The organism is Paenibacillus sp. p3-SID867, from assembly GCF_025142895.1.
Lineage (GTDB): Bacteria > Bacillota > Bacilli > Paenibacillales > Paenibacillaceae > Paenibacillus_AQ.
Genome location: NZ_JAMBDM010000018.1, coordinates 19,817 through 39,288, shown reverse-complemented (window position 1 = coordinate 39,288; position 19,472 = coordinate 19,817). Strand labels below are relative to the sequence as shown.

Here is a 19,472-nt window from a genome sequence, read left to right as displayed (position 1 = left end):
GCGAATACCGCTAATGATGATTATTAGTTATTTAAGGAGCGATGTTTATGTTTAGAAGATTACTCACCTCATCCCTTGTTATGGCACTTTTACTCTCTGTCATCCCTATGCCTTTCGCGAATGCAGCTGCGATCGAGTTCACCGATACGGTTCAAGCCCAATTGAAAGCCACGGCGGACCGGGCTGCCGGAACCGTACGTACCAAACTCATCAAACAGTTCGATGATTTCAAATCCGAACGAAACCAGGTAATGGATTTGGACGATCGAATCTCTTCCCTTCGCTATGCCAATGAAGCCAAAGCTTCAGAAACCCGCAAAAAAATCAGCGAAATCGATAAGGATAAAATCCGCAAGCTGGAGGATCAGCTGCAAGCAGCCAAAACCAAGTACCAGCCGCTGTTTAATACCTATTCCGCGCTCAATAAACAAATCACCGCAGCCAAAAAACTCAAAGACAAATCGCTCTCCAAGATGCTGCAGTCACAAGCCAGTGGCATGAAGATCCTGGTGTCCTTGGGACGTGATGATATTCGGACTAAGCAGGCGGCGCTTACGGCGGCCAAGAAAGAGAAAGCTTCCAAAGCGGCTAAAGTCCGTTCCATCCTGTCCGAGATTGAATCCTACAAAAGCAAAATCAAAGGCGATAAAAGCGCAATCTCCACGCCGAATAAACTGATGGCAACCGAGTGGAAGAATTTCAAAACCGCCGTAAAAGCCAATGAATCGGCCCGAACCAGGGATGCTCTGTCCAGGCTGCTGACACTCTCCGGTCAGATCCTGACGAAAAAGAAAAGCATCTACAGTCACGAACAAAAAATCGAGTCCGTCATCGCACGCGCTAATGCACTATTAAAGTAACGTTTTACCGAGTCCATACATCCATAGTTTGCCTCCACCCTTCATGATGGACACCCGCCTTTTCTGATTACTGGAGTACATATGCCCTACAGCAGAATTTCATGAACCTTCATAGAATATCCAAGCGTGGAGAGGCTTTTGGAGGTGATTCTGGATGAGAGGGTATAAGAGATCCGGTCGATATCCCGATACAAAAATGTATCCGACCGTACGTTTACATCCATCTTCGCAAAAATATATATCCAAAGTCATTAATAAGGCCGTTCAGAATATTAGCCCGGTGGATAAAACAGAAGCATCCAACATCCACCGTGTCATCAATTACAAAAATATGAATGCACTGATCGTTTCACCATACAATGAGGGCCTTCACTGGAGAACCCCTCAGATCATAACGGAGCAGCTCAAACAGCTGGTTCATGAAGCGTATGTCATTAAAGCATATCCCGGTTTCTTGGCGGAGTTGTTCCAATACCATCCCGATCTGCTGATATTCATAGGGAATGATTATGAATTTAGTCCCGAAGACAAACAGATTCTGGGGCAACTTCCCATGAAGACGGCAATCTGGCTATCCGATCATGATGGCAGTTCGGAGGAAATCAAAGGCATTGCATCCTTATTCGATTATGTTTTTACGCAGACTTCGACACTGATTCCATTTTATCAGTTTGAATCCGACGTGCAGCATGTACATCATCTTCCTTTTGCAGCTGACATGACCATCTTCCATCCCAAGCCTGCTGACGAAGCCTGCCAATCAAGCATTCTCATATTGGGAGATGCCGCTCCAAGGTTCGATGCCTTTATTTCCCAGCTGCCCTACCTCATGAAAGGGAAGAAGATCTTCGCTTCAGGCCGAGGGTGGGAGCCTTACGGACACATTCGCTGCCTTTCTGCTGACGCCAATCTGGCGAATTATTACAACGGCGCCGACATGGTGATCAACTGGAGCGGCCTCCACCATCACCTATTTGAGTGCGCATCTTGCGGAGCCTTTCAATTGATACGGGAGCATCCGGGTATTTATGATTATTTTAAACCAGGCCATGATGTTGCCGTATTTCACAATCCGGATGATCTGCTTGACAACATCGTTTATTATTCCGCGCAAGTTGAACAGAAACGTTCCATTGCCACGAACGCCTTGCAAGGCAGCATGTATCGATATTCTTTTTTTCAAATGGTTTACCAGTTGCTGCATGTAATGCATACACACTAAGACCAGGTATTCGGGCGAAGCTAGAATGACCTAGGGAGGTATGCTCCTTGAAGCTTATAGCTTTTTTACTGCCACAATTTCATCGTATTCCCGAGAATGATGCGTGGTGGGGGGAAGGCTTCACAGAATGGACCAATACCCGGAAAGCAAGGGCACTATATCCCAAGCATCACCAGCCGAATGAACCTCTGAACGAATATTATTATGATTTAACCTCCTCCGCTGCCAGATTGCGGCAGGCGGAACTGGCCAAGACATACGGAATCTACGGTTTCTGCTACTATCATTATTGGTTTCGGGGCAAGCGACTGCTGGAAACACCAATCAAACAAGTAATGTCATCCAAGGAACCCGATCTTCCCTTCTGCTTATCGTGGGCCAATGAGTCGTGGACGAGAAGATGGGATGGCGGAGATCAGCAAATTCTGCTCAAGCAGGATTACGGGACGGAACAGGATTGGGAACAGCACTTCGATGAGCTGCTGCCTGCCTTTCAGGATGAGCGATACATTCGAATAGATAATAAACCGCTATTCATCCTTTATAGACCTGAACATATCCCATGCTGCGCTGAAATGGTCCGGTATTGGAGGAATCTGGCCATTAGCTGTGGATTGGATGGGCTCTATATCGTTCAGACTCTGGGCGGGTTTCCAACCTCTCCATTAGACATTTTCGATGCAAGCCTGGAATTTGAACCCCATTATACGTTTGCTCACGGCAGCATGGAACGGCTGTGGAGCCATACTCTCGTTGGCGACCAACAACATCTGATGTTCGATTACGACTATGTGTGGGATGGTATGATTAACCGTTCTCATCAACGAAACGGCCGCAAGGTATTTCCTGGAGCTTTTGTGAAGTGGGACAATACGCCTCGTTTAGGTGTCCGGGGGCTCAGTTGTCTCGGTGCGTCTCCCGAAAAGTTCGGTTGGTATCTGGCTAAACAAATCAAGCGGTCAATTCATCTATACCATAGCGAGTTTCTATTTATTAACGCTTGGAACGAATGGGCCGAGGGTGCCTACCTAGAACCTGATAAACGTTATGGTTATCAGTATCTCGAAGCGGTTAAGCAGGCTTTAAAGTCCAACGGGATTCCACTTGATGCCCCAAGTGAATAACAAAAAAAAGGGGATATCTCCCCGATTAGAGAATCCCGAATTAAGTTAATCGTTGTATGCCGATATTTGCATTCCCGCCGGTGTTATCGATAAAAATCACATAATCAAATCCGTCCGTGCCTTTTAGAACGAGACCGGGTTGATTAACAATGCCCGTGGCAAAATACCGTACGGATTGAACAGTCGGGGCCACGGGTGGGAGAGTCGCCTGATTCGTAGCTTTCAGCTGCTGGCCAGCGATGGCAACTCCGGTCACGTTCAGGTTCTCTCCAACGCTGGCACTTCCTGCCACTGCAAGATCGTTCAGCACGGTCTCGTTTGTATTGACTTGAAGACTTCCTTGTATCGTAGTATTCCCATTCACTTGCAAATGCTGGCCGACGGTTTGGTTTCCATTCACTTGCAGATCCTGTTGTATGGTTTGGTTGCCTGTAACCAGAACGTTATCGAAGGTTGGCATTTCCCTCACTCCTCTTTCTACCAAGTTTATCCATCCTATGCAATATCAATAGTAAAAGGAATAGGGAATTCATACATTTAGTATATTTCGAAAATGCATTGATATAAGAACCCCCTTCAACCATGGGTTGAAGGGGGCTGATGTTTTAAAGAAAGAATCGTATTAATAAGCTCATCGAGCAACTGTTTGTAACGGGTATTGGAACCCAGCCAACCTGGATTGATCAAGCAATGGATAGTCATATAACATGCCTTCGTATATAACCTCGAATGCCGGGTGCTGAAAGAAATCATTCGGGGTTACTGCGGAGGAAGGGCGATCCCATAGATGAATTCTGCTTTGCTTCATTGCCTCCGCTACGAATTGTGAGCAGAAGTACGATCTTTCCCTCGTAATATCAAGTCTCATCAGCACGCCAAACATCCCGATAAGATTGTAGCCGTAAGCATCCTCTTCATCCTTATAGCTTTGAATCACGCGCCTCGCTGCCTCAAGTTGCTCCCGCGTGACCTTTAGACGGAGCAGAGCGCAGCGCGTGCCGGGAAAGTGACGGAAGGTTCCTTCGTATACATCCTCTTCAACAAATCCCCCTATCCAGGGATTGTTGGCGCATTTCCGGCCGAAGCTGAACACTTCATTCAAGTTCTCGTCCAGCGCCAGCGAAGCATGATTATAGGGCGCTGCCGTAATTCGTTTAATCAGTTTGGTAAACATCGTACCCGTATCAGTCAGTAAAACATATATATTTTGGTTATCGGACATTTGCTTTCCCCCACATACTTAATTACATATTTCATTGAAGCCGGATTTCGTCAAATCCTTCGTTAATTCCATTGTAGTAGAGGCAAGCCGTTTCCATAACCGACTATAGGTGTGAATAAGACCTAGACCTAAGTCGAGTTCTCAACTGACCTGGCGACGTGATACCCATAACTATACCCCATATAAGCGACGATAGGAAGATGGCGTCATGCCTTCATGCTCCATAAATCGCTTGTTAAAATAACTGACGCTCGGATAGCCCGCTTCCACTGCAATCTGTCCGATGGTTTTTTCTTTATGGTCGAGCAGCCACTGCTTTGCCATCTGAAGCCGGCAGCGCGTTACAAAATCCATCGGGGTCATCTCCATGACATTGCGGAATAATTTACAGAAATAGTAAGTGGTAACGCCGAGTCTGTCCGCCCACTCCTCCAAAATAAACGGTTGCGAAGCTTCCTGCTGCATAATCGGCAGCAGTTCAAGAATCCGGTTGGCCGAGTTGTTTGATTTATTGTCCGATAATGCCGATGCCTGCTCCACGAATACCGCTAACAAGGAATACGTTAGCGTGGACAGCTGCGCAGGCTTGAGCATCCGATAGGTCTCCGCCTCATATAACAGCGCTTCGTGCGCTTCCTCGAAGGCCGACGGCTGCCGAATGCTCCACAGCTGGCTTTTATGAAATCCGCGTTCGATGAAATAGTTCTGCAGACCGCTGCCATAAAAATGGAACCAACGCACATCCCACGGATCGTCCTCGCTGGTGTAATAACGCTGAGCCTGCATTGGAAAATACAGCACGGCTTCACCTGGGCCAAGCGTATGGACTACATTTTCGATTTCAACATACCCTTTACCGGAAGCCACATAATGAATATTGAAATTGTTCAGAGACCCGGCTGCCCGCGTGACGGTATGGTCCGGTTCATCCCGGTATATCCCTACCGACTCAGGCAGGCAGAAGAATGGCATTTGCGGTAGGGTCAGCAGATGACTTTGTCGTTTCATCATAATGCTCCTCGAATGACAATATTGTTGTATTGTACTACAAAATAATATTATATCAATTTTATTTCTTGTCTTTTATAATCGCAATATAATCTTAATAATTTGTATAGGAGCTGATGAACATGACTCAAAAACTTCGTTGGGGAATCCTTGGCTGCGCCAGCATTGCCAAACGCGCGGTCATACCTGGTTTACAGCAATCGCGTCTCAATGAAGTCGTTGCCATTGCCAGCCGCGATCAGGCAAAAGCAGCGCAAACGGCAGAGGAACTGAATATCCCGACTGCATACGGCAGTTACGAGTCCTTGCTCGAGGATTCTTCCATAGATGCGATCTATATTCCGCTTCCCAACCATCTACATAAAGAATGGAGCATCCGTGCGGCGGAAGCCGGTAAACACATTCTATGCGAAAAACCGCTTGCGCTGACGGAAACAGAAGCAGCTGAAATGGCGGAAGCAGCAGCTAAAGCCGGGGTAGTACTGGCCGAAGCCTTTATGTATCGGTATCACCCTCGGTATGACTTGTTGAAGGAAATGATCAACGCTGGTGCCATCGGGGATATTCGGGGCATACGCAGCGCGTTTACCTTCAACAGCTCCGCCAATCACGGGAATGTCCGCTTTCGCAAGGATTGGGGCGGCGGCTCGATTTATGATATCGGCTGTTATCCGATCAACGCCGCGCGCATCCTGCTGGATAAAGAGCCGGAAGCTGTTACCGTTCAAGCTTTCTTCTCCCCTGAGCATGATCATGTCGACATGATGGCATCCGGATTAATCGAATTTGGAGGGAATGTAGCGCTGACATTTGATTGCGGAATGTGGGCGGCGTATCGCAACCCTCTTGAAATTGTGGGTACGGATGGCCTGATTGAAGTCCCTTACGCCTATAGCCTGCCTGAGGACGGAGCGAACTTCTTCTTAACGACCGGCGAAGGACGTAAAGAAATCGAGGTCCCTCGTGCAAACGCATACAGTGAACAAGGCGACCATATGGCCGAAGCTATTTTGAACAACAAGCCACTTCGCTACTCTGCAGAGGATGCCATTCACAACATGAAAGTCATCGACGCCTGTCTGCAATCTGCCCATGAACGGAAGCGAATTGTGTTGTAATTACACCCAAGGAGGATATGAATATGAAATATATATCAATCAAGGGATTAAACAAACCCGTCTCTGCGCTAATGAAAGGAACGGACTACTTTTATCATGATTCGTATGAGAAAGCAGCCGCGAATATGGATGCATACCTGGCTATCGGCGGCAATTCCGTTGATACCGCCCACATCTACTGTGGGGGTCAAAGCGAAGAAGTGATCGGAAGATACATGCAGGAAAGAGGTAACCGGGATCAGATCGTCATATTGACCAAGGGTGCCCATCATGACCAGAATGGCCCACGCGTAAATAAAAAAGACATCAAGAGCGACATCTCAACGAGTTTTGAACGACTGCAGACGAATTTCATCGATCTGTACGCTCTTCACCGTGACGACCCGGAGGTTCCGGCAGGAGAAGTTATTGAGGCTCTGAACGAATACATTGCCAATGGCAGCGTTGGCGCCATTGGGGTATCCAACTGGACATGGGAGCGCATCCGGGATGCCAATGCCTATGCCGAAGCGAATGGACTGGTCGGTTTCTCCTTCAGCAGCCCGAATCTCAGTCTGGCCAAGCCAAACGAGCCGTTCTGGAAAGGCTGCGTCTCAGCCGATGCAGAGACGATTGCGTGGCATGAAACTGAGCAGTTTCCGCTGCTCTCCTGGTCTTCCCAAGCGCGAGGATTCTTCACCGGCCGGTTCACACCGGAAATTCGGGACAATGCGGATCTTGTGCGGGTATTTTATAGCGATGCGAACTGGGAGCGGTTAGAGCGTGCCAAACAGCTGGCCGCTTCGAAGAATGCGACGGCTATACAGATTGCGCTCGCTTACGTGCTGAACCAGCCCTTCCCGACCTGTGCGTTGATCGGTGCGCAGTCTGTGGAAGAATTAAAATCCTGTGATGAGGGTTCAACCATCCAGCTGACAAAGGAAGAATTAGACTGGTTAGACCTAACGATCGATCAGCTGACTTCAATCTAAATGTTAAAAGCGCCTTGTGCCAGGATATTTACATCCTGCTCAAGGCGCTTTTTATAGGTTAATGACTCGTCTGATATTCTACGCAAGCGCGAATTTTCTCCCGGCGGGTAGAATAATCGCGCTGACAGAGCTGTCCTTCCTTACTCCTGTAAACCCCGAAGATATGCTTCATATTCAACCGTAAACTCGAGCGCTTCCCTAAAATCCGGTGATTTAAGCGAAAGGGCCGCGACGACCTCCTCTTTTCCTTTCTCATGCAAGGCTAAGATCCGAGGCTGCCTTGGGACGCGAAACTGTGTATGATCATGATATACAACGGTAACGATGGTGCCGAGCGGCTCCTTCACCGGCGAATAAACCGTGCTCCACATCCAGCGCTGCTGGTCTGTCCCTTCCTGACTTCCCCATTCTCTTGAGATGTCGAAGTCACCTGGAAAATTAGGTTCAGGACGTATTCCCAATTCCTTTAATTGTTTATGAATCGGCAAGAATAACAGGTTCAAAAAGGTCCCATACGCCGCATCTCCAGCCTCGTTGTATGCCCTCAGCAGTTTTTCCTGGTTTACGGTAAGTACTGTTTGCCAGTTCCCTTCAATGTGTTCGGAAATGTAGCTTCCGATGGCTTCGATCGGGTTATCCTGTTGTTCTTCCAAAAACTCCTGCAGTGGCTTCAATGATTTCATGTTTAACCCCTTCCATTTCGTGGATTTTGGATGTACCTCTCCAGCATACAACATTCATGCAAATTGTAAGGTTTGCTGAAAATCCGGTCCATATTGGGGGTAAACCTTCTCTAGTGCTTTAATCTCATACAGGTATGTAGGCCGCCGTAACATCCGGCCCGGATCGGGATCAAACCATGGTTTAGTTATCCAGGAATCAACTTACTCTAAACCCCTGTAACATGCCGATAATCACATCCATCGTTTCCTCGATGCCCTTATCCGTTTCCGGCATTTGAGCAACCCACAGCGAGCATTCGTTTAAGGCGCCGGACAAGGCATGCGTCATAGCATCAACCGGAACGGTCTTCATCATTCCCTGATTCTGCATGAAGGCTAGCTGCTCCCTTAGGTGACTCATCGAATTCTGCTCGTCCATCTCGCGCCAAGACTCCCACCCTACGACACTCGGACCGTCAATGAGCATAATGCGCTTATTTTGCGGTTCTACCACGGTCGCAATAAAAGCCCGACAGCCATACAGAAGCTGCTCCCAAGGATCCTCGGAGCTATCCGCTTCTGCCTCCACGCGCTGCCCAATTTCTGTCTGCACTAATTCAAGCACGGCAAGAAACAGTCCTTGTTTATTTTTAAAATGATGATACAGCGCACCGCGGGTAACTTTAGCTTCGTCGGCAATCTCCTCTAGTGCCGCATTGGCATAACCTTTTTCCGTGAAATGTGTTCTGGCTACCTTCAGCAGCAGCTGTATAGTTTCGTTAGCTTCGCTTTTGGTTCTTCTCATAATTCGCGTTTCTCTCTCCTATGCATCATTCGGATGCTATTCTCATGGACGTTAGAAGCTTCAGCACTTCCTGATCTCCGCTCTTGGCCATGGATCTTAGCGAATGCTGAAGTATCCAAGGACCGTACGCCCCACACGATTCCAGATGTTCAAGCAGCCAGGGAAGGACGGTATCCCGGTAATCTTTGCATAGATCATGAAGATGATTCGCAACCGATTTGCGGACATAGCCAGAGGAATCCTGCAGAAGGGGCTCTAGCAGCGCCAAATTGTGGGCGGGATCTCCCTTGATCACTGGAATTCGCTTTGCCCACGGCAGACGAGGCCGGGTACCTTCACTAACCAGGCGACGGACATGCGAATTATCGTCCGAAAGCCAGTCCTTCAAAATTTCAAGACACAGATCTTCATAATGGAGCAGAAAGGGCCTAATCGCATACTCCGATGTGTGCCTTTTGGTAATTTCATATAACGCGTTCATCGATATCTCAAAGTGATCAAGCCCATATCGTTCCACAAAATATGCAATCGGCATGAGAAAATACCCTTCCGTGAACATTCCTTTCTCTGTTTCATTCTCTGGTCCTATGATGCCGAGTAAAATCTCCAAACTATCCGGATAACCAAAGGGCAGGGCATGCTGCAATTCTTCCGCAATAACGGCTACCCTTCCTTTCAATTCAAGCGTTGCTGTCTTGCGGCTTACGGCTTCAATGAAAACCTCCGAGTGAAACTCCGGAGCAAGCGGCTTAATTCGATCTGATAAAAGAATCGCCAGCTCTCTTCCAAAGTAGTCCTTTAATGCGGTGGATGTACTCATTTACCGGGTTGGTCATCTTCCGTGGACCACACATCTTCATTATACAGCTCCATAAATGCTTGTGAAGGCGGAATGACTTTAATCATATCGATCAGCACCCCATTCGGGTCACTGGTAATAAAATGCCTCTGCCCAAATTCCTCATCCCGTATATCCAGATGAAGCGGCAGCTTTTCGTGGATGATCAGCCTTTGATACTCGGCATCCACATCCTCCACCTCAAAATTAAGAATCAATCCCTGCACTGGTTTCTGAAAGGAAGACGGTACCGTGGGATGATTTTTGGACAAAAGGGCCATTTCATAAGAGCCTTGTCCCTGGTCTCCATTCTTCAAGCTTACATACCAATCCGCTTCAAAAACAATCTCAAAGCCAAACAACCGTGTGTAAAACTCTGTGCTCTCGGCAACCTTTTCTGTCATGATAACGGGATAAAATCCTTGCAGCTTCATCTGGAAAACATCTCCTTCTATAAATGGGATGAATCCAATTTAACATACAAACAGTATGTATGTAAATGTATTTTTTAAAAATTTCCACAAAAAAAGAACCCGCAGACCAGACTGCAGGTTCTTCGTTTGCTACCACAACAAGCTGACAGCCAAGAGATTAAACAATGCTAGCGGCAATATTACATTAGGATTAGGCCCGTATGGCGCAAAGGGCGGATATCCGGGAAAGAATCCTCTGTTGCCTTGTTCTACAAGAATGTACACATTTTTTGCGTCTACGTTTATGACGACGCCTTCGATAGCTTCATCATCCATCGTATGCACTCTTACCTTGCGATTCACCACATTTTTCATAGCAGCATGGGCGCTTTCTCTATGCTTCTTCATGGAATGTACCAGATGGTGATCGCATTGAAACAGCATTTGCGGTTGCGTTGAATAATTGTTCATGATGCTCCTCCTTCGTTCTCTTCTATCCGCATTGTATGCAAATGTCCCGTCAAGGGTGTTCGCCTATGTGAAATCCGTTTAATGCATCGTAGATACGGGTATAGTACAACCAGATGAAGGAGGGTTAAACACCATGGACAAACAAAATATACAGTCAAAACCGGGCAGCTTTTTCATTAAAGATGACGGAAAAACGGTAGCCGAAATCACCTACTCGCCTCAGGGTAACGGAGTAATCAGTATCGATCACACCTATATCTCACCCAGCCTGCGAGGGCAAGGAATCGCCGACGAACTCGTGCGAAAAGTAATAGGATACGCTCGCGAAGAAGATTTGAAAATCATCCCCGCTTGCTCCTATGCCGGGCATTATTTTGACAAAAACGTCGATGACCGTGTCCTGCTGCACACATAAAAAACGAGGATAAAAACATCATTCGCAATCGGATGGACCGTAAGGTTAATCTCGCCAGCCATAAGGATGCTCCTCTTATCGGTTGGCTTTCACCCGCCTTGTTGTCCAAGTTCATATGCAGCACTGGTATTTACTATTGCGACAGAGTGATTCTATCCTCTATGATCAAAGGGTATAGCTTAAGTTAGGGAGGCATCTATAATCATGAGGCAAATAGCGGAACATTGGGTCTGGGAACAGATGTTTGATAAATTGCCTATGGGGGCGATCCTGATCTCTGCGGTTGACGAGCCTGTGGCGAAGGTTAATGATCGTTTCTGCGAACTTACCGAATCCAAACGTTCAGACCTGCTTCAGCTCAAACCTTCCGAAATCCAAGTTCTATCCAATCTATCGATACAACAAATATTGCAATCATTTACATATGAACAAATGTCCACGCTCAAGAAAGACTCATATTTTATCCGCCATAACGGAGATCAAGTCCATGTCTCTGTCTCGATTTCCCTGCTGAAACATCCCGCCTCTGGAGAGGCTCCATGGATATTATGCTGTATAGAGCCCGGGACCGTACAGGAGAAATCGTCTTTGCCGCCGACCATTAAGAATGATGAACTCCTTGCACTCATTTCCAAGAGCGGACAAGATCTTATATCCATCAGCAGCGCTGATGGCATCATCGAATACATCTCACCCTCTGTGACGGAAATACTCGGATACACCCAAGAAGAAATGACGGGCCAATGCCGGATCGATTACTATCACCAGGTGGATTCCGAGCAAATGAAAGAACCGGGGAAGCTATTTTCAGAGGAAGACAGTTTCGTTCGACGCATTCGCCATAAGGATGGGCATTATTTATGGTTTGAAACGTCTTTTCAGTCAATTCGGGGAGCTCACGGCGAGATTAATAAGGTTCTGGCCATTGGACGAAACATTACCAAGCGCAAAACGGATGAGGATACGCTTGCCCATGCGCAGCGGATTGCCAAGATCGGTTCCTGGCGTTGGGACTTGATCACGCATACGCTCACCTACAGCGATGAAATGAGACGAATTTACGGATATCAGATCCGTGCCACTGAGCCAAACCATAACACGCTGCTGTCATTGGTCGTTCCGGAGGACCGTGAGCGGCTCGAGGCAGCCGTGAGCAGAGCCATTCTAGGAAAAGCGGATGAAATCATCTATCGGATCCAGCTTCAGGACGGCCAAATCCGAACCATTCGAGCTCAATGGGAAGTCTCCGTTACGAAGGAAGGCAGACCTATGGAGATGGTCGGTATGGCGCAGGACATCACCGAGCAGATGCTGATTGAACAGCAGTCGCTGGAGAATGAAAACAAGTACAAGCTCATAACCGAAAATTCCCTTGACTTCATATCGAGCAGCACCATAGACTGTTCAACGTTTCTTTATTGTTCACCTTCCTGTTATTCACTGCTTGGATATCGTCCGGATGAGATGGTTGGCACCAGTATATTCGATTATGTGTATGCAGAGGATATCATACCGCTACAGGACTATTTTAACAATTGCCTGGACGGCAAATTGCTCACACCGATCACCTTCCGTTATATACATAAGGATGGCAGGCACATCTGGTTTGAAGTCAATTGCAAGTACATCAGCACGCAGGATGGCCAAAAGAACGAGATCATCTCGATTGCCCGCGACATCTCCGAACGAAAACTGATGGAATTTAAGCTAAAGGAAAGCGAGCAGCGATACCGTTCTCTATTTGAATATAATCCGTCGGCCGTATACTCCATGAATTTGGATGGCGACTACTTAACGGCCAACCAGAATCTGCAGGAACTGACAGGATATACGCTGGACGAGCTGATCGGGATGTATTTCGGACCGATTGTAGCGGAAAAAGACATGGCTCGCACGTTGTTTCATTTTAACCAGGCAACAGAAGGCATACCTCAGAGCTATGATCTAACGATTATTCATAAGGATGGACATCCCATCGACATCAATACAATTAACATCCCGATTTTCGTGGATGACGAAGTCGTCGGCGTCTATGGCATTACCCGAGATATCACCGAGCGCATACGAACCATGGAAGAGATCAAGAAGCTGAGCCGGGAGCTCACCCTTTTGCTGAATACGGTGTCCGAAGGCATTATCGGGCTGGACATTCACGGACACGTCGCATTTATCAATCCGGCAGGCGCAGCGATGCTGGATTATGAACCGGCCACCACCATCGGAAGACCCTGCGACCAGATCATCAAAGAAATTCGCCATGACGGCACTTTTTATCGGGGGGATGATTCTCCGCTTGTTCGAGCCGTCCAACAAGGCGTACCGCTGTCAAGAGCCGAAATCGTGCTTTGGCGGGGCGACGGCACCAGCTTTCTGGCAGATTATCAGGTCAATCCAATCTGGGACCAAGGCGAGCGCAAAGGCGCCGTTATGGTATTCCGCGATATCACCGACGAGAAAGAAATCATCCGGGCGAAGGAGAATGCCGAGCGGGCAGATCAAGCAAAAACGGAGTTTCTGACCATGATGAGTCACGAACTCCGCACGCCGATGAACGGCATCATCGGCATGATTGAGCTATTACGAACGACCGAGCTTGACGAGGATCAGCTGAATTATACCGATATTTTGATGGAGAGCAGCAGCTCGCTGCTGCACATCCTGAACGAGATTCTCGATTTCAGCAAAATCGAGACCGGCAATATGACACTCATTCATGAACCTATCGATTTACGTTCCTTGCTTGAAGTCGTCATTGATTTATTCTCGGCCAAAGCCAAAGAAAAAGGATTATCATTATCCTGCAGCATCAACAGCTCCACTGTTCCCGATGTGATCATCGGCGATGCTCTTCGGCTGCGGCAAGTGCTAGTTAATCTCATCAGCAATGCCATCAAATTCACGCATGAGGGCAGCATCACGATGAGTGTCGAGGGACTGCGCAGGACCGGGACCCAGGAAATCACGCTTGCTTTCCAAGTAAAGGATACGGGAATTGGCATCCCTGCCGAACAGCAGCATCAGCTGTTTACCTCCTTCTCGCAGCTTCACCCATCCTTGAATCGCAAATATGGGGGTACGGGATTGGGGCTGGCGATCAGTAAAAAACTGGTCGAGCTGATGGGTGGGGTCATCGGCGTCGAGAGTCGCGAAAATGTCGGATCCTCCTTCTACTTTACGATCCCAACCCGTACTCTGCAGGATGATGTCACGGACAAACAAGCATAGGCGTCTCTCTCATGTTCTCTACAACCAAAAGGGTGGTCTACAGCGATGAGCTGTGGACCACCCTTTTCCCATGTATGCAAATGGTATTATTCCTCGTACAGGGACTCCAGTTCGTCGACAAGCGATCCAACATATGCAACCGATTTGGAGATCGGCTCGGAAGTGGACATATCGACCCCTGCCATAGCCATTAATTCCAGCGGACTCTTGCTACCTCCGGCTTTTAGGACTTGGAGCCAGCGGTCTACAGCCGGTTGTCCTTCCTCGCGAATCAATTGTGCTGCAGCAGTTGATGCGGTTAGTCCAGCGGCATACGTATATGGATAAAGACCCATATAATAATGCGGCTGTCGCATCCAGGTAAGCTTCGCTCCTTCATCGAGCTCAACCACGTCACCCCAGAAATCGGATAACACAGCGCCTTTTAGCTCAGATAGCTTATCTGCGGTAATCGGCTCATCGGCCATCGCATGGCGATATACCCGTCGCTGCATTTCCGCTTCCAGAAGGTGAGTCACATAGTTATGGTAATACGTGCTCAGAAGCTGAAGAATAACAGAGCGCCGCATCCGCTTATCCTCGGATTGACTGAGCAGGTGATCCGCCAGCAGCAGCTCGTTCATCGTGGAAGGCGCCTCGATAAAATACAAGGAAGGACGGGCATTGGTGATACGCTGATGGTCGGCTGCCAGCATCAAATGACCAGCATGCCCGACTTCATGCGCTAACGTGAAGGCATTTCGCATATTATCCGCCCATGCCATCAGGATATAAGAATGCACTCCGTATACGGAGGAACAGAACGCTCCTGTAGACTTACCAATATTATCGGCATAATCCACCCAGCGCTTGGAGAACGTGGATTGAACGATCTCGCCGTATTCAGGACCCAGTATCGACAAGGCACTGGAAATCGTGGAGCATGCTTCTTCATAAGTAACGCTTGGATTGAAATCCGTATCCATTGGCGCTTTCAAATCGCAGAACAGCATTTGATCCAGCCCAAGCACGCGCTTCTTCAGCTTCATCAGTCTTCGCATATGCGGAGCTAACTCCGTCAGAATGGTATCATGAATATTGTTGTACATCTCCATCGTCACTTGCTGCGGCTTCAGCAGCATGTCTGTTACGGAATCATACCCGCGAAGCCGGGACATCACCACTTGCTTTTTCACTTCGGTGGCATAAGCCTCGGCAAATGTATGGCGCGATCCCTGCAGTGACTTCGTGAACGAGGCATAGGCCTCGCGCCGAAGCTGCGTATCCTCTGACATTTCGTAAGAATTCTCGTACAGGCGAAACGAGACCGGCTTGGTTCCGTCATTCACTTGAATATCGTCAAAAGTCATATCCGACAGCTTGCTGCGCAAATAGATGCGGTAAGGGGAACCGAGCACCTCTCCCAGCGATGCCAACACGCTTTCCGTCTCAGGACTCAAGCGGTGAGGTTTCGATTCCAGCAGCAATGTCAAGCTTCGGGCATAAGGAGCAAGCCCGTCTTCCTTCGTTATGTATTGTTCGATGATTCCATCCTCGAGATCCAGCAGCTCCGATTCAATAAACGTCAGGGAAGATTGGATGCGTGAGAGAACATCGCCCGTTTTGGCCGAATTTCCCAGGTTGGCCGGATTGGTTCCGTCTTCCGATTGTCGCAATCTGGCATACGCCCCGACTCTGCTAATGCTTTCCATCAGAGCTTCCTGTTCATTCAAGCACTCCAGAAGAACTGTTGCACCCTCTCCCAGCCGGCCCTTGAATCGAGTCAATTGAGCAGCTTGCGATTCAATCGCTTTTAATCCCGCTTCGAAAGCTTCTTGCGAGACAAACAAATCATCCAGATTCCAAGTTGCCTCGATTGGAACCTCACTTCGTGTCAGCAATTTCCCCATGGATATAACTCCTCTCGTGTCTTGTCCTCTCGTGATTGACGATAGCAGTTACTATGGATTAGCAACTGTATAACAATTCCATCATATCACAGTTTTTTAAGGGATCGTATCCGCTTTTCGACCTTGACTTCTGACCCTATTTATGGATATAGTTATTTCATACTCTTATCTAAAGGAGAGATTTTGATGTCGGTGGTCGTTCTTAACTAACCAAATTTCATATGGATCGAAATGTAAAATTTTGGGCATTTCCTGTAAATGGATATGTTTATTTTTTGATGGAATTTTCATTTCGTCCGTTGAATTAGTTAAGAACTGCGGATATCAATGGAAGCCCCTTTAGGGTTTATTCAGATATGATATGGTCATCCGTGCTGAGTTCAGCACGGATTTTTTGGGTCTCCCCTCCTTTTATTCAAAAGGATTATTTGGAGCTGTCCCATAACGCCATATCATCAGAATAACGTTCTATGGGCGGAAAGCGAACCTTAGTAGTTCGCTTTCCGCCCTTTTTTGTGTTGTAAACCATCCATATTATAGTCAAAAGGAGAATGTAACCCATGAAACCCTTCGCATTAAACAAATTGGAGTACGAGAAAATACGCACCGAGCTTGAACGATTTGCCGTATCGTATCTGGGCGTCAAGCATATCCGGAAGATGGCTCCCCTCACCCAGATGAAAGCCATCCGCAGCAAACTGAATGAAACGGAGGAAGCCAAAACCCTGCTCCAGACCGGAGCTAGCGTCCCTATTCCTTCACTGGAGGGCATTGAAATGATCCTGGATCTGCTCGGCACCGGTTATGTGCTGTCTGAGCGCGATTTCGGGAATATGGTCCAATATCTGAGAAGCTGCCGCCAGCTCATTCAATATATGAAAGCCAAAGACGGCATTGCTCCATTAATCAGTTCCTACGCCTCATCCATGCATGAACTGCGTCCACTTCTGTCCGAAATCGAACGCAGCATTCACGGGGGGCGTGTTGTGGATAGCGCGAGCAAAGATTTGGCCAAAATCCGCAAAAAAATCATCGTAGCCGAAGAACGGATCAAGCGTAAGCTCGACAGCCTGATGAGCCGTTACAAAGGGATCTTGCAAGAGCATGTTATCAGCAAACGCGGAGATCGTTACGTGCTGCCCATCAAGAAGGAGCACCGTAAATCCGTGAATGGCTCGATTCTGGATGAATCGGCCAGCGGGCAGACGGTATTCATCGAGCCCTCCGACTTGCAGGGACTTCAGATGGAATTGAATTTCCTGCACGCCGATGAAGTCCGCGAAGAAACGAAGGTGCTGAGTGATTTGACCGCACTAGCCGAGCAATATCAATTCGAACTGAGAACCAATGCCGACATTGTTGGAATCTACGACTACATCATAGCCAGAGGCAAGTACGCCGTTTCCATCGGCGGGCGCAATGTAAGCCTGAACCAGGAGGGGTTCATCCATCTAAAATCCGCGGTGCATCCTTTAATCGGCTCCACGATGGTACCGCTGGACTTCTCTATCGGGGAGCGGTATAAAACCTTGATCATTACAGGGCCTAATACCGGCGGCAAAACTTCTGCTCTGAAGACGGTTGGTCTCATCACCGTAATGGTGCAATCCGGTCTGCTGGTTCCTGTCGCGGAAGGCAGCCATTGCGCCATCTTTGACGAGGTTTCCGTCGATATCGGAGATGGGCAGAGTTTGGAGCATGCCCTCAGCACGTTCTCTGCGCATATTCGCAACATCCGCGACATTTTGCAGACAGCCGGCCGGTCCACGCTTGTACTGCTCGATGAAATGGCGTCGGGAACGGATCCCGGTGAAGGCGTAGGATTGTCGATCGCCATTCTGGAGGAGTTGAGTCAACGTCAAGCAACGGTTGTGGTAACCACCCATTTTACCGAAATCAAAAATTTTGCCGAGCGCACTTCCGGCTTTGAGAATGCCCGCATGGAATTTGATGCCGACACACTCGAGCCGCTCTATCGTCTGCGGATTGGTGAAGCCGGGCACAGTTATGCCTTTGTCATTGCAGCGAAGCTGGGCATACCGGAGTCGATCATTGCCAGATCGCGGGAAATCACAGAAGCGGGTATGGCAAGAGATAACACGGCCCTTATCCAAAAGGTAAGCTCAGAGACCGATGATGAGGCTGAAGAAACACGTCCGGAAGAATACGATACGTTGCCGACAGACAAACAGGATAAGCTGATGAATGATGAAGATCATCAAGACGAAGATTCTCCCTCTTCCCTCTATCAATTAGGCGATCGTGTCTATGTGCCTTATTTGAAACGAAGCGGAACCGTGTATGAAACCATCGACGGTAGAGGTAATATCGGTGTTATGATTCAGAAGGATAAACTGAAGATTAACCATAAACGGCTGAAGCCTTATATTGCGGCCAAGGATCTTTACCCGGAGGATTATGATCTTGATATTGTTTTTGAGAGCAAAGAGAACCGGAAGAAGCGTAAACTGATGAACCGCAAGCACGTTGAAGGACTGCAGATAGAAACGAAACCGGAATAACGAGACTCTTGACGATGGGTTGACAAGGATATCAAAAAGAATGCTAAGGATTTTCGGAGGAGAGATTACGATGAACATACGTACAGAAACCAAGAACGATTATGAGAAGGTCCAGAACCTTCTCACTCAGGCTTTTCCCGGACAGGAAGAAGCGATTCTAGTACGGCGGCTGCGGGAAGATAAAGACTTTCAACGGGAATTGTCAATCGTGGCGGAAGAAGATGGGATCATTAAGGGACATATTATGTTCAGCCGGTCTAGCCTTTTTGACGGGGTTCATAGCCATCACGTGGCTGCGTTAGGGCCGCTGGCCGTGCTCCCGGATTATCAACGACAAGGGATCGGCGGGAGATTGATCGAAGAAGGCAAACGGCGGTGTCTCTCGCATGGCTATCCACTTGTTTTTCTGTTCGGCCATCCGGCATATTATCCCCGTTACGGATTTGTGCAGGCCAGAGCCTATGGAATCGACATCACCCAATTTACGGTTTCCGATGAAGTGTTCATGGTTGCCGAGCTTCAGCCGGGCGCACTCACTCGCCTGCATGGCGAATTCCGTTTCCACTTCGCATTCGAAGATTTGGGGTAAGTCGAGCTTTAAAGACCATATCATCCGAATAGGTTTGATCAAGACGGGGAATCCTTGGTGGCATTCAGCTTCTGATATGTTGTACAATAAAATCTAAATGACTATTTGAAGGATGGTT

General features: G+C 48.0%; 18 protein-coding genes. 9 read left to right on the top strand and 9 right to left on the bottom strand.

Annotated features, from left to right (window positions below):
* Window positions 1-47: 47 nt before the first annotated feature.
* From M4D81_RS27740 to M4D81_RS27730, 3 genes are all read left to right on the top strand, one after another.
* Window positions 48-860: a hypothetical protein gene (locus M4D81_RS27740; protein WP_260068776.1), complete on the top strand. Its 813-nt coding sequence runs from the start codon at window positions 48-50 to the stop codon at window positions 858-860.
* Between the two features lie 154 nt (window positions 861-1,014).
* Complete coding sequence (locus M4D81_RS27735; RefSeq protein ID WP_260068775.1) at window positions 1,015-2,082, top strand: glycosyltransferase family protein; 1,068 nt, start codon at window positions 1,015-1,017, stop codon at window positions 2,080-2,082.
* A gap of 47 nt (window positions 2,083-2,129) precedes the next feature.
* On the top strand, window positions 2,130-3,206 hold the full coding sequence (locus tag M4D81_RS27730) for a glycosyltransferase WbsX family protein (protein ID WP_071218312.1): 1,077 nt from the start codon (window positions 2,130-2,132) through the stop codon (window positions 3,204-3,206).
* Window positions 3,207-3,246: 40 nt separating this feature from the next.
* On the opposite strand, the gene M4D81_RS27725 is transcribed toward M4D81_RS27730, so the two are convergent.
* The 3 genes from M4D81_RS27725 to M4D81_RS27715 all read right to left on the bottom strand — a co-directional run bounded on the left by M4D81_RS27725 (window position 3,247) and on the right by M4D81_RS27715 (window position 5,436).
* Window positions 3,247-3,666: a hypothetical protein gene (locus M4D81_RS27725; RefSeq protein WP_071218313.1), complete on the bottom strand. Its 420-nt coding sequence runs from the start codon at window positions 3,664-3,666 to the stop codon at window positions 3,247-3,249.
* 171 nt (window positions 3,667-3,837) lie between these two features.
* On the bottom strand, window positions 3,838-4,428 hold the full coding sequence (locus tag M4D81_RS27720; protein ID WP_071218314.1) for a hypothetical protein: 591 nt from the start codon (window positions 4,426-4,428) through the stop codon (window positions 3,838-3,840).
* 171 nt (window positions 4,429-4,599) lie between these two features.
* Complete coding sequence (locus tag M4D81_RS27715) at window positions 4,600-5,436, bottom strand: helix-turn-helix transcriptional regulator (protein ID WP_071218315.1); 837 nt, start codon at window positions 5,434-5,436, stop codon at window positions 4,600-4,602.
* Between the two features lie 122 nt (window positions 5,437-5,558).
* Between M4D81_RS27715 and M4D81_RS27710 the strand changes: the two genes are divergently transcribed.
* Both M4D81_RS27710 and M4D81_RS27705 read left to right on the top strand, forming a co-directional pair.
* Complete coding sequence (locus tag M4D81_RS27710; RefSeq protein WP_071218316.1) at window positions 5,559-6,554, top strand: Gfo/Idh/MocA family protein; 996 nt, start codon at window positions 5,559-5,561, stop codon at window positions 6,552-6,554.
* Between the two features lie 23 nt (window positions 6,555-6,577).
* Entirely contained in the window at window positions 6,578-7,525 is a 948-nt protein-coding gene (locus tag M4D81_RS27705; RefSeq protein ID WP_260068774.1) for an aldo/keto reductase, read from the top strand.
* Between the two features lie 140 nt (window positions 7,526-7,665).
* Here M4D81_RS27705 and M4D81_RS27700 read toward each other — a convergent pair whose 3' ends face one another.
* The 5 genes from M4D81_RS27700 to M4D81_RS27680 all read right to left on the bottom strand — a co-directional run bounded on the left by M4D81_RS27700 (window position 7,666) and on the right by M4D81_RS27680 (window position 10,714).
* Window positions 7,666-8,208, bottom strand: coding sequence for a DUF6022 family protein (locus M4D81_RS27700; protein ID WP_260068773.1), 543 nt, complete (start codon window positions 8,206-8,208; stop codon window positions 7,666-7,668).
* Window positions 8,209-8,404: 196 nt separating this feature from the next.
* Complete coding sequence (locus M4D81_RS27695; RefSeq protein ID WP_071218319.1) at window positions 8,405-8,992, bottom strand: TetR/AcrR family transcriptional regulator; 588 nt, start codon at window positions 8,990-8,992, stop codon at window positions 8,405-8,407.
* 25 nt (window positions 8,993-9,017) lie between these two features.
* The gene (locus M4D81_RS27690) at window positions 9,018-9,812 is read right to left on the bottom strand and encodes a DNA alkylation repair protein (protein ID WP_071218320.1); all 795 of its coding nucleotides are present in this window, start codon (window positions 9,810-9,812) and stop codon (window positions 9,018-9,020) included.
* Entirely contained in the window at window positions 9,809-10,264 is a 456-nt protein-coding gene (locus M4D81_RS27685) for a VOC family protein (protein ID WP_071218321.1), read from the bottom strand. Before M4D81_RS27685 ends, M4D81_RS27690 begins: the two co-directional genes overlap by 4 nt.
* Window positions 10,265-10,393: 129 nt before the next feature.
* Window positions 10,394-10,714: a hypothetical protein gene (locus M4D81_RS27680; RefSeq protein WP_213645066.1), complete on the bottom strand. Its 321-nt coding sequence runs from the start codon at window positions 10,712-10,714 to the stop codon at window positions 10,394-10,396.
* A 133-nt stretch (window positions 10,715-10,847) separates the two neighbouring features.
* Between M4D81_RS27680 and M4D81_RS27675 the strand changes: the two genes are divergently transcribed.
* Complete coding sequence (locus M4D81_RS27675) at window positions 10,848-11,129, top strand: GNAT family N-acetyltransferase (protein WP_071218323.1); 282 nt, start codon at window positions 10,848-10,850, stop codon at window positions 11,127-11,129.
* Between the two features lie 204 nt (window positions 11,130-11,333).
* Window positions 11,334-14,354 (top strand): PAS domain S-box protein, encoded by a 3,021-nt coding sequence (locus M4D81_RS27670; RefSeq protein WP_260068772.1) that lies wholly within the window; start codon window positions 11,334-11,336, stop codon window positions 14,352-14,354.
* A gap of 86 nt (window positions 14,355-14,440) precedes the next feature.
* Here the strand turns inward: M4D81_RS27670 and pepF are convergent, their stop codons facing one another.
* Window positions 14,441-16,243 carry an oligoendopeptidase F gene (gene pepF, locus M4D81_RS27665; RefSeq protein WP_260068771.1) on the bottom strand — a complete coding sequence of 601 codons (1,803 nt, stop codon included), beginning with the start codon at window positions 16,241-16,243 and terminating at the stop codon, window positions 14,441-14,443.
* A 560-nt stretch (window positions 16,244-16,803) separates the two neighbouring features.
* Here pepF and M4D81_RS27660 point away from each other — a divergent pair.
* Window positions 16,804-18,765: an endonuclease MutS2 gene (locus tag M4D81_RS27660; protein ID WP_260068770.1), complete on the top strand. Its 1,962-nt coding sequence runs from the start codon at window positions 16,804-16,806 to the stop codon at window positions 18,763-18,765.
* Between the two features lie 70 nt (window positions 18,766-18,835).
* Window positions 18,836-19,354, top strand: a complete 519-nt coding sequence (locus M4D81_RS27655) for a GNAT family N-acetyltransferase (RefSeq protein ID WP_260068769.1) — start codon at window positions 18,836-18,838, stop codon at window positions 19,352-19,354.
* Window positions 19,355-19,472: the final 118 nt, after the last annotated feature.

Bases quoted from the DNA above. Each gene is read 5' to 3' on its own strand.
- M4D81_RS27695 (WP_071218319.1), bottom strand. From the start codon at position 8,992: ATGAGAAGAACCAAAAGCGAAGCTAACGAAACTATACAGCTGCTGCTG.
- M4D81_RS27680 (WP_213645066.1), bottom strand. From the start codon at position 10,714: ATGAACAATTATTCAACGCAACCGCAAATGCTGTTTCAATGCGATCAC.
- M4D81_RS27660 (WP_260068770.1), top strand. From the start codon at position 16,804: ATGAAACCCTTCGCATTAAACAAATTGGAGTACGAGAAAATACGCACC.
- M4D81_RS27705 (WP_260068774.1), top strand. From the start codon at position 6,578: ATGAAATATATATCAATCAAGGGATTAAACAAACCCGTCTCTGCGCTA.
- M4D81_RS27715 (WP_071218315.1), bottom strand. From the start codon at position 5,436: ATGAAACGACAAAGTCATCTGCTGACCCTACCGCAAATGCCATTCTTC.
- M4D81_RS27700 (WP_260068773.1), bottom strand. From the start codon at position 8,208: ATGAAATCATTGAAGCCACTGCAGGAGTTTTTGGAAGAACAACAGGAT.
- M4D81_RS27735 (WP_260068775.1), top strand. From the start codon at position 1,015: ATGAGAGGGTATAAGAGATCCGGTCGATATCCCGATACAAAAATGTAT.
- M4D81_RS27710 (WP_071218316.1), top strand. From the start codon at position 5,559: ATGACTCAAAAACTTCGTTGGGGAATCCTTGGCTGCGCCAGCATTGCC.
- M4D81_RS27670 (WP_260068772.1), top strand. From the start codon at position 11,334: ATGAGGCAAATAGCGGAACATTGGGTCTGGGAACAGATGTTTGATAAA.
- pepF (WP_260068771.1), bottom strand. From the start codon at position 16,243: ATGGGGAAATTGCTGACACGAAGTGAGGTTCCAATCGAGGCAACTTGG.
- M4D81_RS27690 (WP_071218320.1), bottom strand. From the start codon at position 9,812: ATGAGTACATCCACCGCATTAAAGGACTACTTTGGAAGAGAGCTGGCG.
- M4D81_RS27725 (WP_071218313.1), bottom strand. From the start codon at position 3,666: ATGCCAACCTTCGATAACGTTCTGGTTACAGGCAACCAAACCATACAA.
- M4D81_RS27655 (WP_260068769.1), top strand. From the start codon at position 18,836: ATGAACATACGTACAGAAACCAAGAACGATTATGAGAAGGTCCAGAAC.
- M4D81_RS27720 (WP_071218314.1), bottom strand. From the start codon at position 4,428: ATGTCCGATAACCAAAATATATATGTTTTACTGACTGATACGGGTACG.
- M4D81_RS27675 (WP_071218323.1), top strand. From the start codon at position 10,848: ATGGACAAACAAAATATACAGTCAAAACCGGGCAGCTTTTTCATTAAA.
- M4D81_RS27740 (WP_260068776.1), top strand. From the start codon at position 48: ATGTTTAGAAGATTACTCACCTCATCCCTTGTTATGGCACTTTTACTC.
- M4D81_RS27685 (WP_071218321.1), bottom strand. From the start codon at position 10,264: ATGAAGCTGCAAGGATTTTATCCCGTTATCATGACAGAAAAGGTTGCC.